Source organism: Pseudomonas sp. CF161, assembly GCF_000416215.1.
Taxonomy (GTDB): Bacteria; Pseudomonadota; Gammaproteobacteria; order Pseudomonadales; family Pseudomonadaceae; genus Aquipseudomonas.
In genome coordinates, this window is record NZ_ATLP01000030.1 from 60,055 (window position 1) to 74,752 (window position 14,698).

Consider the following 14,698-nt stretch of genomic DNA (forward strand, 5'->3'; position numbering starts at 1 on the left):
GCGCACCCCCGGAGCCTGTCCATGACCACTCCCAGCCACACCTTGAACAGCGACCAGGGCTTGAGCGTCTCGCCCCTGGCCCGGTTGGCGGCGATCGTGCTGTTCGCCGCCATCGTCCCGACCATCCTCATGACCGCGCCGGCGATCGCGGCGCAACTGGCCAGCCAGTGGCAGCTGAGCCCGACGCAGATCGGCGACCTGTTTTCCACCGAACTGGGCGCCATGAGCCTGGCCACCCTGCCCGCCCTGTGGTGGCTCAAGCGTTTCGACTGGCGCCGCGCCGCGCTGCTGGCCGGCATGCTGTTTATTGCCGCCAACCTGCTGTCGATGCTCGTCACCGATTACCGCGCGCTGCTGGCCCTGCGTTTTTGCAGCGCCCTGGCCGGCGGTTCGCTGATGATCATCTGCCTGTCCAGTGCGGCCTCCAGCGCCAACCCCAGCCGCGTCTATGGCCTGTGGGTGATGGGCCAACTGGTGGTCGGCGCGCTGGGCTTGAGCATCCTGCCCCGGCTGTTCGAGCACTACGGCCTGGCCGCGTGCTACCTGATCCTCGCCGCACTGATGGCGCTGTTCCTGCCCCTGGCGCGCTATTTCCCCCAGGCTGCGCCACCCGCCGCCCCGGCCCGGGAGCAAGGCCCGCAGCGCTCAACCTGGCAGGCAGCCCTGGGCATTCTCGGGATCCTCAGTTTCTACATCAGCCTCAGCGGGATCTGGACCTTTATTGGCTCGATCGGCGCCAAGGCCGGGATCAGCGCGGAACACAGCGGTGAAATCCTCGCCATCGCCACCCTGATGGGCATCGTCGGGGCCGGCTGCGCCTCGTTGATCGGCACTCGTCTGCCGCGCCAGCTGTTGCTGGTGCTGGGGTACGGGTTGATGGCCGGCTCGGTGCTGTTGCTTCTGGGCCAGCCACCCCTGGCGCGTTTTGCCCTGGCCGCGCTGGCGTTCAAGTTCACCTGGACCTTCATCCTGCCGTTGATCCTGGCGTGCCTGGCTGACCTCGACCGTTCGGGAAAACTGATGAACGCCTCGAACCTGGTAATCGGCGGCGGCCTGGCCATAGGTCCGGCCATCGCCGGGCGCCTGATCGAAAACAGCGCAAGTTTCTCTCCCCTGCTGATGGGCGGAGCCTGCATCACCTTGCTGTCCCTGGGGCTGATGCTGGCTTGCCGCATGAAAACAACCGCCCAGGCATAACCCATGCTTCCTTTCCTCCACTGGAGCACTGCGTCAATGACCCGTAAAACTGCTTTCTTCTTCGATGAACTCAGCCTTTGGCACAGCGCCGGGCCGCACGCCTTGACCTTGCCGGTCGGCGGCTGGGTGCAACCGCCGGCCGCCGCCGGCCACGCCGAATCACCGGAAACCAAACGCCGACTGAAAAGCCTGCTGGATGTGTCCGGGCTGACCCGTCAGTTGCATGTCCAGAGCGCCAACCCCGCCAGCGAGGAGGATTTGCTGCGGGTGCACACCCCGGGCTACCTGCAACGCTTCAAGGCGCTAAGTGATGCTGGGGGCGGCGAACTCGGGCCCCAGGCGCCCATCGGCCCTGGCAGCTACGAGATCGCCAAACTGTCCGCCGGGCTGGCCATGGCGGCGGTGGACCGGGTGCTGGCGGGCGAGTCCGACAACGCCTACTCGCTGTCCCGGCCGCCGGGCCACCACTGCCTGGCGGACGACGCCATGGGCTTTTGTTTTCTGGCCAATATCGCCATCGCCATCGAAGCCGCCAAGGCTCGGCGCGGGCTGGGCAAAGTCGCGGTGATCGACTGGGATGTGCACCACGGCAACGGCACCCAGTCGATTTTCGAAGCACGCGGCGACGTGCTGACCATATCGCTGCACCAGGACGGATGCTTCCCGCCCGGCTACAGCGGTGAAGAAGATCGCGGCCGTGGGCCCGGGCTCGGCGCCAACCTCAATATTCCCCTGCCACCGGGCAGCGGGCACCAGGCCTATCTTCAGGCCATGCAGCGCCTGGTCATCCCGGCACTGGAGCGCTTCGAACCGGAGCTGATCATCGTTGCCTGCGGTTATGACGCCAACGCCGTCGACCCCCTGGCGCGCATGCTGTTGCACAGTGATTCGTTCCGCAGCATGACCCGCCTGCTGCGCCAGACTGCCGAACACCTGTGCCAGGGCCGGCTGGTGCTGGTCCACGAGGGTGGCTACTCCGAAGCCTACGTGCCGTTCTGCGGGCTGGCGGTGATCGAGGAACTGGCGGGCATCCGCACGGCGGTCAGCGATCCGATGCTGGAGTTCGTGCAAATGCAGCAACCCACTGCGGCATTCCTGGCCTTTCAGCAGCAGTGGGTCGAACGCCAGGCCGCCGATTGGGAACGGCACCAGGCCCATCTATAGCGGGCAGGAGGCTAGTCGCGGCTGTTCCACAGTGCCGGCCAATCCCTGCTGCGCAGGCCACTGCACAGCGGCATGCGGCGAAAATCCGTCAACTGGAAACCCTGTCCGTCGAACGCCCACTGGCTCCGGTCGCCGCAGTCACCGATGCCGCGCAGCTTGTAAAACGTGCGCAGGAGGCCGGTTCCGGGGTCGTAGGACACCGCGCCGGAGTCCTCCACCTCGAACGGTGGCGGCTGGCGCTTCAGCGGTTGGACCTTGGCCGGGTTGCTGCGGGAACGACTGCCGATCTGGTAGTCGCAGTTATAGGCGGCGCACGCGCTGTAGAGCACCGTCAACGCCCGCTCTGCGGTAAGCGGATAGACCTCGACCCGGGGTTTATCGGCCTCGCCCATGGCGCCGGCCTGGTCCTTGAGCACCGCGGCGGTGATGCGTGCGCGTTCCTGATCGCTCAATGCCGGCGGCGCCGCCGGATAAGCACGCGGCGCTGGCGGCAACTGGCGGGGTGGCAGCTCATTGGCCGGGCGCGGTCCCGGGCGCATCAGGGCGGTCACGCTCTCTAGCCGGCCCTGCACCGAGTCCATCAACAGCAAGGCGGCCGACAAGCCGCTCAGGGACACGCTGGCCTGCTGGTCGCCGGCCATCTGCAAGCGCTGGGCGTTGCGCAGTTGCTGCAACCATTTGCGCCCATCGTCCTCCATGATCATGGCGTAGCTTTGCAGGTTGGCATCAGTGCCCTGGTCGTCCAGCTCCAGCGTCATCCCGGCCTGCAACTCCAGGCTCAGGGGCTGGCCATCGAGCAACAGTTCAAAGCGGCCCAATGGCGGCCCGCGATGATCAAGGCGCAGCCGCAGCGACGCTTGCGGCCCACTGCGGCGTGTGACGTGCAAGCTCAGGGAGCTGTACTCCGAGCCATTCTGCCCGCTGGGTGCGCTGAGGGCGTGGCAGTTGCGCAGGTTGTCGCACGCGGTGAGCCACTCGCGGGTCTGGCGCAGCAGCGGCACCTCCTCCGCTGCCGCCCGGGCTTGGGCGACGCTGCCGAACAACATCAGGGTCATCAGCGTGAGGCGCAGCATGGCGACGCTCCTTGTCGAGAAAAGGCGCGGATTCTCCCACGCCCGGCGTCGCACCAACAGCCCCGCACGCGCTAGGCCGAACGCTCGGCACGGTCCTGGCGCAGACGATATTCCCCCGGGGCGAGCTTGGCATTGCGCTGGAAAAAACGACTGAAATAGGCCGGGTCCTTGAACCCCAGCTGGTAGCAGATTTCATTCACGGTACTGGCGGTAAACAGCAGCAAACGCTTGGCCTCTTGCATCAGGCGCTCGTACACCAGGCGCTTGGAAGGCAAGTCGGCGATACGCCGGCACACATCATTCAGGCGCGCCTCGGTGACCCCGATCTGCCGGGCATAGCGCGACAACGGCCAATGTTGCAGGTAGTGCGCCTCGATCAGCTCATTGAAGCGGTGGAAGATCTGCAAGTCTTCGTGGCGCGCCGGACGCGCCTCGAGGGAATTGGCGGACAACCTCAGCAGGCTGATGAGGATCAGCCGGGTCAGGGCCAGCAGGGCCTGCTCGCGCCCCGGTGCCTGCTCGGCGGCCTCGCGTTGCAGTTCCTCGAATAGCAGGGACAGGCGTCGCGCCTCGGCGCCGAATTCCGGGCCCAGGCGTGCCAGTGCCACACAGGCCGGCGGTATCTGCGGGGCCGGCGCCAGGCTGCGGTCAGCCTCGATCAGTTCCCAGACCAACTGCTGGCGCACCGTCAGCACATGGCCTTCGCTGTCGGCTTCGGTCACGAAGGAATGGGGAACAGTCGGCGGCGTGATGAAGAACATCGGCCCCGACTCCAGGTACTGCTGGTCGTCGAGGTAGACCCGCACCGCGCCACTTTGCACGTAGTGCACCTGGAAAAACCGGTCATGACGGTGCACCCGCATATTGCGGCCGAAAAAACCGGCGAGGTTGCTCAGCTTGTCGTAGTGCACCTGGGAGTCGGCATAACGCTGGTCGTAGACCTGCCCGATATTGATGTTGGGAATCGGCTGGCGATCGCTCATGAGCGGCTTCTCATTTTTATTTTCTGACCTTCGACGCGTCCACATCCTGCGTGATTCATGGCCTGTTCACCAGTACCGGACACCCGGGCCATGGACGACGCTTGACGATCGTTAACATATTAAATATAACGTTAACACATTAACGAATCGACTCGCGGCTGACACCCTTTCCGCGACGCTCATGGAGAAAACAACAATGAGTCGTGCACTGAACGACCTCGCCGGTGGCACCCTGTTCGGCGTGGCGCTGAACTACCAGGGCCTGCTGCAGGAACACCTGCAATCCTTCACCCAGCCGCCCTACCAGAAGCCACCGGTCAAGCCGGTGTTGTTCATCAAGACACCCAATACCCGCAACGCCGACGGCCAGCCGGTGGTGTACCCCAAGGGGGTCGAACGCCTGCAGCCGGGCCCGGCCCTCGGGGTGGTGATCGGCACGAGCGCCAGCCGCGTCAGCCTGGAAAACGCCATGCAACACGTGGCCGGCTACACCATCGTCAATGAATTCAGCCTGCCGGAAGACAGCTACTACCGCCCTGCCGTCAAGGCTAAATGCCGTGACGGTTTTTGCCCGCTCGGCCCGGAGCTGGTGCCTGCCGATCAGGTCGGCGACCCCCACGCCCTGAGCCTCAAGCTGTTCGTCAACGGCGAACTGGTGCAGGAAAACAGCACCGCGAACTTCGTGCGCAGCATTCCGCAGTTGATCGTCGAACTCAGCGAGTTCATGACCCTGCATGCGGGCGACGTGCTGATCACCGGCACCCCCGAAGGCCGCGTCGACGTGCAGCCCGGTGACCGGGTCGAGGTGGACATCAGCGGCCTGGGCCGGCTGTCCACCACCATCGTTGCCGAATAAGGAACTGACATGAAACACGCACGCATCCGTTTCCAGGGGCAGGTCCACCAGGCCGTGGTCACTGCTACCGACTCTCTGACCCTGGCCGATGGCCGGGTGGTCGCCGCAGACCAGGTGGAGTGGCTACCACCGGCCACCGGCAGCATGTTTGCCCTGGGCCTGAACTACGCCGACCACGCCGCCGAACTGGCATTCAAGCCGCCGACCGAACCCCTGGCCTTCATCAAGTCACCCGGGACCTACACCGGTCACAACCAGGTGACCTGGCGCCCGGACAACGTCGCCTACATGCACTACGAGTGCGAGCTGGTGGCGGTCATCGGCAAGACCGCGCGCAACGTCAAGCGTGCGGACGCCCTGGACTATCTCGCGGGCTACACGGTGTGCAACGACTACGCGATCCGCGATTACCTCGAGAACTACTACCGGCCCAACCTGCGGGTTAAAAACCGCGATGCCACCACCCCGGTCGGCCCGTGGATCGTCGATGTGGCGGACGTGCCTGACCCGTCCAACCTCAAGCTGCGGACCTGGGTCAATGGCGAGCTGCGCCAGGAAGGCAGCACCGCCGACATGATTTTCGACATCCCTTACCTGATCGAGTACCTCTCCAGCTTCATGACCCTGCAGCCCGGCGACATGATCGCCACCGGCACCCCCGAAGGCCTGTCCGACGTGGTGCCCGGCGATGAAGTGGTGGTGGAAGTCGAAGGCGTTGGGCGCCTGGTCAACCGCATCGTCAGTGAAACCGATTTTTTCGCCAGCCTTGCCCTCAATCAACCGGCTCGCGCGGCCAAGGAGCATGCATAAATGATCAAACACTGGATCAACGGCCGCGAGGTCGAAAGCCAAGACGTCTTCACCAACTACAACCCTGCCACCGGTGAAGCCATCGGCGAAGTCGCCAGTGGCGGCGCCGAAGAAGTGGCCCAGGCGGTCGCGGCCGCCAAGGAAGCCTTTCCGAAATGGGCCAACACCCCGGCCAAGGAGCGTGCGCGGCTGATGCGCAAGCTCGGCGAACTGATCGAGCAGAACGTGCCGCACCTGGCAGAACTGGAAACCCTCGACACCGGCTTGCCGATTCACCAGACCAAAAACGTGCTGATCCCCCGCGCCTCCCACAACTTCGACTTCTTTGCCGAAGTCTGCACCCGCATGGACGGTCACAGTTATCCGGTCGATGACCAGATGCTCAACTACACCCTGTACCAGCCGGTGGGCGTATGCGCCCTGGTGTCGCCGTGGAACGTACCGTTCATGACCGCCACCTGGAAGACCGCACCGTGCCTGGCACTGGGCAATACTGCGGTGCTGAAGATGTCGGAGTTGTCGCCGCTGACGGCCAATGAGCTGGGGCGCCTGGCCCATGAGGCGGGTATCCCGGCCGGGGTACTGAACATTGTCCAGGGTTATGGCGCCACCGCTGGCGACGCCCTGGTTCGCCACCCGGACGTGCGGGCCATTTCCTTCACCGGCGGCACCGCCACCGGCAAGAAGATCATGCAGACCGCCGGGCTGAAAAAGTACTCCATGGAGCTGGGCGGCAAGTCGCCGGTGCTGATTTTTGAAGACGCCGATCTTGAGCGTGCGCTGGACGCTGCGCTGTTCACCATTTTTTCCCTCAACGGCGAGCGTTGCACCGCCGGGAGCCGGGTGTTCATCCAGGAAAGCGTCTACCCCGAGTTCATCAAGGAGTTCGCCGCCCGCGCCAAGCGCCTGATCGTCGGCGACCCGCAAGACCCCAAGACCCAGGTCGGCTCGATGATCACCCAGGCCCACTACGACAAGGTCACCGGCTACATCAAGATCGGTCTCGAAGAAGGCGCCACCCTCCTCGCTGGCGGCCTGGAACGCCCGGCCAACCTGCCGGCGCACCTGAGCCGCGGCCAGTTTATCCAGCCGACGGTGTTTGCCGACGTCAATAACAAGATGCGCATCGCCCAGGAGGAAATCTTCGGCCCGGTGGTGTGCCTGATCCCATTCAAGGACGAAGCCGAGGCGCTGCAACTGGCCAACGATACCGAATACGGCCTGGCGTCCTACATCTGGACCCAGGACATCGGCAAGGCCCACCGCCTGGCCCGTGGCATCGAGGCCGGCATGGTGTTCATCAACAGCCAGAACGTGCGCGACCTGCGCCAGCCATTCGGCGGCATCAAGGGCTCAGGCACCGGCCGTGAGGGCGGTGAGTACAGCTTCGAAGTCTTTGCCGAGATCAAGAACGTCTGCCTCTCCATGGGCAGCCACCACATCCCGCGCTGGGGCGTGTAAGGTTTTGCACAGTCTGTAGCCGCTGCATGCCCACGCGCCGCCAGGGGCTCCGGCTACAGGTCGAACAATAAGATGTTTCAGGAGAAGCACCATGGGCGAAGTCGTTCTAGCCGCCAAGGTCTGTCACGTTCCATCGATGTACCTGTCCGAACTGCCGGGCAAGCACCACGGTTGCCGCGAAGCGGCGATTGCCGGGCACAAGGAAATCGCTCGCCGCGCACGGGAGCTGGGGGCCGATACCGCGGTGGTGTTCGACGTGCACTGGCTGGTCAACAGCGGTTACCACGTCAATTGCGGTGAGCATTTCCAGGGCACCTACACCAGCAACGAGCTGCCGCATTTCATCAAGAACATGACCTATGACTACCAGGGTTGCACCGAGCTCGGCGAGTTGATCGCGGCCGAAGCCGTGGCCGCCGATGTACGCACCCTGGCCCACAACATTCCCAGCCTGGAGCTGGAGTACGGCACCCTGGTGCCGATGCGCTACATGCACATGGACGTGCCGCCGGAGCAGCACTTCAAAGTGGTGTCGATTGCCGCCTGGTGCGCCTGGCACACCCTGCAGGACAGCTTCACCTTCGGCGCCGCTGTGCGTCGCGCCATCGAGAAGAGCGATCGCAAGGTGCTGGTGCTGGCCTCGGGCTCGCTGTCCCACCGCTTTTCAGACGACCGGGTGGCCGAAGCCAATATCCATAGCTGGACCCGGGAGTTCGACAAACAGGTGGACATGCGCGTGGTCGAGCTGTGGCAGCAAGGGCGCTTTCGCGAGTTCTGCGCGATGCTGCCGGACTACGCCGAACACTGTTATGGCGAAGGCAAGATGCACGACACCGCGATGTTGCTTGGCCTGCTGGGCGGGCCCGAATACAACAAACCGGCGCAGATCATCACCCCGCCATTCGGCAGCTCCGGCACCGGCCAGATCAACGCTATTTTCGAGGTTTGAAGCAGCGCCAAGCCCCAGGCTGCAAGCCGCAGGAAAACGCCTGCCGCTTGCAGCTTCAAGCTTGCAGCTGCCTCCAAAGGAGGCTCCATGCCGCATTTCGTTGCTGAATACACCGACAACATCGAACAAGCCGCCGACTTGCCGGCCCTGTTCGAGAAGGTCCATCACTACCTGGGCGCCAGTGGCGTGTTTCCCCTGGGCGGTATCCGCAGCCGTGGCGTGCGCCTGGACACCTGGCGCATGGCCGATGGCAAGCACGACTACGCCTTTGTCCATATGCGCCTGCAAGTCGGCGCCGGGCGTGACCTGGCCACCCGACGCCAGGTGGCCGAGGAGCTGTTCGAGATCATCAAGGAGCACTTCGCGAAGCTCCAGGCACAGCGTCTGTTGGCGTTGTCGTTCGAGATGACCGAGCTGGATGCCGAGCTCAACTTCAAGCACAACAACGTGCACGAGTTTCTCAAGAACCAGGCCTGACAGCGCTCCCTGGCCAAACCGCAGACGGTGCCCCGGATGTTCATCCAGCGGGCCTGAACCTGTCGCGCAATAGCTAGACGCCCGCGGCCTTCTCGCCGTGGGTATGGGGAGCCTTTGTCCCGGCTTTAAGCAAAATAACAATAAGGAGATCACTCCAATGCCCGGCTCGACACTTGCCATGAACACCGCCACAGCAGTCAACGACACCTACCGCCAGATCACCTGGCGCCTGATGCCGCTGCTGTTTACCTGTTACATCTTCGCCCACCTGGACCGCATCAATATCGGCTTCGCCAAGCTGCAGATGACCCAGGACCTGGGGTTCAGCGACAGCGTCTACGGCTTTGGCGCCGGGCTGTTTTTCATTGCCTACGCGTTATTTGGCGTGCCGAGCAACCTGGCCCTGGATCGGGTCGGCCCACGGCGCTGGATCGCCACCCTGATGGTGGTCTGGGGCCTGCTGTCGGCCGGCATGCTGTTGATCGACAGCGCGCTCGGCTTCTATGTCCTGCGCTTTCTACTGGGGGTCGCCGAGGCCGGCTTCTTCCCGGGCATCCTGGTCTTGCTCAACCGCTGGTTTCCGGCCGGTAAGCGTGGACAGGTGACGGCCCTGTTCGCCATTGCCGTGCCCATGGCCGGGGTCATCGGCGGACCCTTATCAGGCTGGATTCTCGAAGGTTTCCATGATTTCGGCGGCCTGCGGGGCTGGCAATGGATGTTCCTGATCGAAGGCCTGCCAGTGGTGTTTCTCGGCTTGGTGGTACTCAAGGCCCTGCCGGAAAGCATCGATCAGGTCAGCTGGCTCAGCCCGCAACAGAAGCAACAATTGCACGCGGCGCTCCAGCAGGAAGAACAGCACAAGTCGATCACCAGCTTCAGCGGGATCCTCAAGGACAAATACATCTGGCTGCTGGTGTGCATCTACTTCGCGGTGATGCTGGCGGTGAACACCATCGCCTTCTGGATGCCGACCCTGATCCACCAGGCCGGCATCGCTCGCGACAGCAGCGTTGGCATGCTCAGTGCCCTGCCCTACCTGGCCGGCTGCCTGTTCATGATTGGCATCGGGCGCTCCTCGGATCGCCTGCGCGAACGCCGCTGGCACCTCAGCGTGCCGCTGCTGATGTCGAGCCTGGGCTTGATCCTCACGGGCCTCGCGCCGGACAGCGCCTGGCTGGTCATGGGCGGCCTGATGATCGCCGGCATGGGCGCCAGCGCTGCCCTGCCGATGTTCTGGCAACTACCCCCGGCCTTTCTGGCCAGCAGCACCCAGGCGGCCGGCATCGCGATGATCAGCTCGTTCGGCAGCATTGCCTCGTTCCTCGCGCCGTACCTGATCGGCGTTGTCCGCGATGCCACCCAAAGTGCCAGCCTGGCGCTGTATGCCCTGGCCCTGCTGATCGCCTGCGGCGCCTGGTTGGTGCTGCGGGTGCCCGCCCTTATTGTCAATCCACGAGAGAAATAATCATGCTCAGCACCTCGGACATCCAACAGGCCGCCGCCCGCCTCGACGCGGCCGAGCGCAGCCGGGAACAGATCGGCCAACTGTCGCTGCAATTCCCCGGCATCACCATTGAAGACGCCTACGCCATCCAGCGCTGCTGGGTCGAGCAGAAGATCCGCGACGGTCGCAAGCTGGTCGGGCACAAGATCGGCCTGACCTCGCGTGCCATGCAGGTGTCGTCGAACATTACCGAGCCGGACTTCGGCGCGCTGCTCGACGACATGCTGTTCGATGAAGGCAGCGACATCCCCTTCGAGCGCTTTATCGTGCCGCGGGTCGAAGTGGAGCTGGCGTTTATTCTCGGCAAACCCCTCAAGGGCCCCAATTGCACCCTGTTCGATGTGCTCGATGCCACTGAATGGGTGATTCCGGCGCTCGAAATCATCGACGCTCGAATCCAGCAGCTAGACCCGCAGACCCAGGTCACGCGCAAGGTGTTCGATACCATTTCCGACAATGCGGCCAACGCCGGGGTGGTGATGGGCGGCCGCGCGGTGCGGCCTGGCGATATTGACCTGCGCAAGGTGCCGGCGGTGCTGTACCGCAACGGGGTGATCGAAGAGTCCGGGGTCTCGGCGGCGGTGCTCAACCATCCGGCCAAAGGCGTGGCCTGGCTGGCCAACAAACTGGCGGCCTATGACGTTGGCCTTGAAGCCGGGCAGATCATCCTCGGCGGCTCTTTCACCCGGCCGGTGGCCGCGCGCCCCGGCGATACCTTCCATGTCGACTACGATCAACTCGGCTCCATCGCCTGCCGTTTTGTCTGAGGACGCTGCCATGCAATTGCCGGTCAACAGCTTCAAACAACGCCTGCTCCACGCCGAGCCGCAGATTGGCCTGTGGCTTGGCCTGGCCAATGCCTACTGCGCCGAACTGGCGGCCAACGCCGGTTTCGACTGGCTGCTGCTCGACGCCGAGCACGCCCCCAACGACGTGCGCAGCCTGCTCGCCCAGCTCCAGGCGATTGCGCCCTATCCGGCGCAAGCCATCATTCGCCCGCCGATTGGCGACACTGCGCTGATCAAGCAGTTACTCGATATCGGCGCCCAGACGCTGCTGGTGCCGATGGTCGAGACTGCCGCCCAGGCCCAGCAACTGGTGCGTGCGATGCGCTATCCGCCGCAAGGTGTGCGCGGTGTCGGCAGCGCCTTGGCCCGGGCGTCGCGCTGGAACAGCATCCCCGGCTACCTGGATCAGGCCGATGAACAGATGTGCCTGCTGGTGCAGATCGAAAACCTCGAAGGCCTGGCCAACCTGGATGCGATTGCCGCCGTGGAAGGCGTCGACGGGCTATTTATCGGTCCGGCAGACCTGTCGGCCGCCATGGGCCATCGCGGCAACCCGGGGCATCCCGAGGTGGCTGCGGCGATAGAGGATGCAATCCGGCGGGTTCGCCAGGCCGGCAAGGCGGTGGGAATTCTCAGTGCCGACCCGGTACTGGCGCGACGTTACATCGAGCTGGGGGCACACTTTGTCGCGGTCGGGGTGGACACCACTGTCCTGATGAAAGGCCTGCAAAGCCTGGCCGGACAATACAAGGGCCATGTCGCACCGACCGGTGGCGGTGGGGTCTACTGAGGCATCTGGCGCCCTCCGCCAGGTGCGATGGGCGCTGACTCGACAAACCACGCTGAATCCGCAAAGGCCGTCTCGGGTTCAGCGCAATCGACAGCTCAGTTGAGCTTTTGCGCCGCCAGCCGCCACAACCGGGCAATCGCCTCGGCACGCTCGCTCAAGAGCCGTGGAGCCTCGGCGCAGGCCTGCTCCAGGGTCATGGGCCCGGAAGCCAGGGCGAACGCGGCCTCGACGCCATGCTGGTACATCTGCTCATACCCTTGGCCCAGGGTGCCCGCGAGCACAATCACCGGCACGCCATGCTGCCGGGCCACCCGGGCTACGCCGAAAGGCGTTTTACCGCGCAGGGTCTGGGCATCGAACCGGCCTTCGCCAGTGATCACCAGGTCGGCGCCACGCACCGCCTGCTCCAGGCCTACCAGCTCGGCTACCACCTCCACCCCGGGACGAAACTGCGCATCAAGAAATGCCTTGGCCGCGAACCCCAGGCCACCGGCAGCGCCACTGCCCGGTTCGTCCCGCACATCCCGGGGCAAGACGTGCGCGCAGTGATCGGCAAAATGCCCCAGGGCCCGATCCAGTTGCTGCACCTGTTGCGGCGAAGCGCCTTTTTGCGGACCGAAGATCGCCGACGCACCGTGCTCGCCACACAGAGGGTTGTTCACGTCTGCGGCTATCTCAAAACGGACCTGGGCCAGACGTGGGTCCAGGCCTTCGAGGTCGATGCGGGCCAATGCGCCCAGTGCCAGGCCGCCGCGTGCCAGGGTTTGGCCCTGGTCGTCGAGCAGCTTCAAGCCCAGTGCCTGCAAGGCGCCGGCACCGCCATCATTGGTGGCGCTGCCGCCAATCGCCAGGATTATCCGCTGGGCACCGGCATCCAGCGCGGCCAGGATCAACTCGCCGGTGCCGAACGTGCTGCTGGTGCACGCATCTCGCTGGCCTACAGGAACCAACTGCAGACCGCTGGCCTCGGCCATTTCGATGATGGCCGTGTGGCTTGCCGCCAGCCAACCCCAATGCGCCTCAACCGAAGTCCCCAGCGGCCCCTGCACCGCAGTGGTGCGCAATTCGCCCTCACAGGCGGCCAGAACCGACTCCACCGTGCCCTCACCGCCATCGGCCATCGGGCACAGCAGCAACTGCGCCTCGGGCCAGACCCGGGCCAGGCCCTCGGCAATGGCCGCGGCGACCCCTTCGGCACTCAGGCTATCCTTGAACGAGTCGGGGGCGATGATGATTTTCATAGGCTATCTCCAGTTCTTATGCGGCCCATGCTGCCACTTGGCGCCAGTGCTGACGCCTGTCCGCTGCACAAGAGTGCATGGGCTTTATTGTTCATTGGTACAACAGCGGTCAGCACCGGCCTGAAACCTGACACCCTGCGGCGTCGGTGCTGGCCGGCGCAGCCTCGCCGGCTCGGCAGCGGCTATGGGGATTCCGGGGGTTGGGGGGCGATGGTTTGGGGTAGCAATTGCACGCCCAGGTACAGGGCGAGCATGCCGTCCAGGCGCAAGGGGTCGACGCCGCTGAGTTCGGCGATGCGCTCCATGCGATAGCGCAGGCTGTTGCGATGGATACCCAGGGCGTCGGCGCAGGCCTGGCTCTGGCCGTCGTGTTCGCACCAACTGCGCAAGGTCGCCAGTAACTGACCATTGCCGTCCTTGGCGAGCACTTTGCGCAAAGGGTTGAGCAGCTCATCCAGGGCGTCGTCGTTTCGATGCCGCCAGAGCATGACCGGCAGGCGAAAGCGGTTCAGGGTCAGCAACCGGGCATGCGGGAGCAGGTCTCGGCCGTAAGCCAGCAAGTCGCTGACCCGTCGGTAACAGCGCCGCAACCCGGCCAGCCCATCCGCCTGGCCGCCCACGGCAATCCGCAAGATGTTCCAACCCAGGCCGTCGAGTTTTTCCAGCAGCCGCTGGTTGTCCACCGTCAACGTGGCGGGCCGGCACCAGAGCAGCGAGGTCTGGGCCGAGCTGACGCACCAGCTGTCCGGGTAACGCGATATCAGCCAGGCACTCAAAGCTTCGGCGGTTTGCCCGACACCGTGCTCCAGGCCCAGCTCGAACAGGTACGGGGTACGTGCCAGCTGGGGTTTGAGGCCCATCCGCTGGGCTTCGTCGGCCAGCCGTGGCGAATCCCCGTCGTCGCTGAGCAACAGCGCCAGCAAATCATCGCAACGCTGGCGCCGCCATTGCTGCTCGGCCTGCTGATGGCGCTGGCCTACCAGCATTTCGGCGGTCATCTGCACCAGGGCGGCGTAGGTGCGCAGCAGTTCCGGTTCGCCGGTGATGCCCAGCACGCCGATCAACTTCTGGTCATGCAGCAAGGGCAGGTTGATGCCCGGCTGCACGCCCTTGAGGTGCTTGGCGGTCTGGGCGTCGATTTCCACTACCCGACCGTTGGCCAGCACCAGTTGCGCGCCTTCATGGCGGGTGTTGATGCGCTCGGGCTCGCCACTGCCGAGGATCAGGCCCTGGCTGTCCATGACATTGACGTTGTACGGCAGAATCGCCATCGTCCGGTCGACAATATCCTGTGCCAGGTCATGGTCCAGTTCGAACATAGCAGCGTGTTCCTTGAAGGCGGGCCGGCAACAGGCCCGTAGGGTTGTTCAGCAGCACAGGGTTAGCCTGCAAACCCTGTGCGTGG

General features: G+C 64.5%; 14 protein-coding genes. 10 read left to right on the top strand and 4 right to left on the bottom strand.

Annotated features, from left to right (window positions below; genetic code table 11):
* Positions 1–21 precede the first annotated feature (21 nt).
* Together CF161_RS00780 and CF161_RS00785 are read left to right on the top strand one after the other, a co-directional pair.
* Positions 22–1,197, top strand: coding sequence for an MFS transporter (locus tag CF161_RS00780; protein WP_020294625.1), 1,176 nt, complete (start codon positions 22–24; stop codon positions 1,195–1,197).
* A 36-nt stretch (positions 1,198–1,233) separates the two neighbouring features.
* Positions 1,234–2,361, top strand: a complete 1,128-nt coding sequence (locus tag CF161_RS00785; protein WP_020294626.1) for a class II histone deacetylase — start codon at positions 1,234–1,236, stop codon at positions 2,359–2,361.
* A gap of 11 nt (positions 2,362–2,372) precedes the next feature.
* Here the strand turns inward: CF161_RS00785 and CF161_RS00790 are convergent, their stop codons facing one another.
* Complete coding sequence (locus CF161_RS00790; RefSeq protein ID WP_020294627.1) at positions 2,373–3,434, bottom strand: DUF1176 domain-containing protein; 1,062 nt, start codon at positions 3,432–3,434, stop codon at positions 2,373–2,375.
* A gap of 71 nt (positions 3,435–3,505) precedes the next feature.
* Positions 3,506–4,417, bottom strand: a complete 912-nt coding sequence (gene hpaA, locus CF161_RS00795; RefSeq protein ID WP_020294628.1) for a 4-hydroxyphenylacetate catabolism regulatory protein HpaA — start codon at positions 4,415–4,417, stop codon at positions 3,506–3,508.
* Positions 4,418–4,613: 196 nt separating this feature from the next.
* Here hpaA and CF161_RS00800 point away from each other — a divergent pair, with 196 nt between their 5' ends.
* From CF161_RS00800 to hpaI, 8 genes are all read left to right on the top strand, one after another.
* The gene (locus tag CF161_RS00800; protein WP_020294629.1) at positions 4,614–5,273 is read left to right on the top strand and encodes a fumarylacetoacetate hydrolase family protein; all 660 of its coding nucleotides are present in this window, start codon (positions 4,614–4,616) and stop codon (positions 5,271–5,273) included.
* A gap of 9 nt (positions 5,274–5,282) precedes the next feature.
* Positions 5,283–6,083, top strand: a complete 801-nt coding sequence (locus CF161_RS00805; RefSeq protein WP_020294630.1) for a fumarylacetoacetate hydrolase family protein — start codon at positions 5,283–5,285, stop codon at positions 6,081–6,083.
* Positions 6,084–7,544 (top strand): 5-carboxymethyl-2-hydroxymuconate semialdehyde dehydrogenase, encoded by a 1,461-nt coding sequence (hpaE, locus tag CF161_RS00810; RefSeq protein ID WP_020294631.1) that lies wholly within the window; start codon positions 6,084–6,086, stop codon positions 7,542–7,544. It abuts the gene before it with no gap.
* 91 nt (positions 7,545–7,635) lie between these two features.
* Entirely contained in the window at positions 7,636–8,493 is an 858-nt protein-coding gene (gene hpaD / locus CF161_RS00815; RefSeq protein WP_020294632.1) for a 3,4-dihydroxyphenylacetate 2,3-dioxygenase, read from the top strand.
* Between the two features lie 87 nt (positions 8,494–8,580).
* The gene (locus CF161_RS00820) at positions 8,581–8,970 is read left to right on the top strand and encodes a 5-carboxymethyl-2-hydroxymuconate Delta-isomerase (RefSeq protein WP_020294633.1); all 390 of its coding nucleotides are present in this window, start codon (positions 8,581–8,583) and stop codon (positions 8,968–8,970) included.
* Positions 8,971–9,127: 157 nt separating this feature from the next.
* A complete protein-coding gene (locus tag CF161_RS00825; RefSeq protein WP_020294634.1) occupies positions 9,128–10,435 on the top strand; it encodes an MFS transporter in 1,308 nt (435 codons plus the stop codon).
* Between the two features lie 2 nt (positions 10,436–10,437).
* The gene (gene hpaH, locus CF161_RS00830) at positions 10,438–11,241 is read left to right on the top strand and encodes a 2-oxo-hept-4-ene-1,7-dioate hydratase (RefSeq protein WP_020294635.1); all 804 of its coding nucleotides are present in this window, start codon (positions 10,438–10,440) and stop codon (positions 11,239–11,241) included.
* Positions 11,242–11,251: 10 nt separating this feature from the next.
* The gene (hpaI, locus tag CF161_RS00835) at positions 11,252–12,052 is read left to right on the top strand and encodes a 4-hydroxy-2-oxoheptanedioate aldolase (protein ID WP_020294636.1); all 801 of its coding nucleotides are present in this window, start codon (positions 11,252–11,254) and stop codon (positions 12,050–12,052) included.
* Between the two features lie 95 nt (positions 12,053–12,147).
* Here hpaI and CF161_RS00840 read toward each other — a convergent pair whose 3' ends face one another.
* Positions 12,148–13,293 carry a glycerate kinase gene (locus tag CF161_RS00840; RefSeq protein WP_020294637.1) on the bottom strand — a complete coding sequence of 382 codons (1,146 nt, stop codon included), beginning with the start codon at positions 13,291–13,293 and terminating at the stop codon, positions 12,148–12,150.
* Between the two features lie 182 nt (positions 13,294–13,475).
* Complete coding sequence (locus CF161_RS00845) at positions 13,476–14,612, bottom strand: sugar diacid recognition domain-containing protein (RefSeq protein ID WP_020294638.1); 1,137 nt, start codon at positions 14,610–14,612, stop codon at positions 13,476–13,478.
* Between the last annotated feature and the right edge of the window lie 86 nt (positions 14,613–14,698).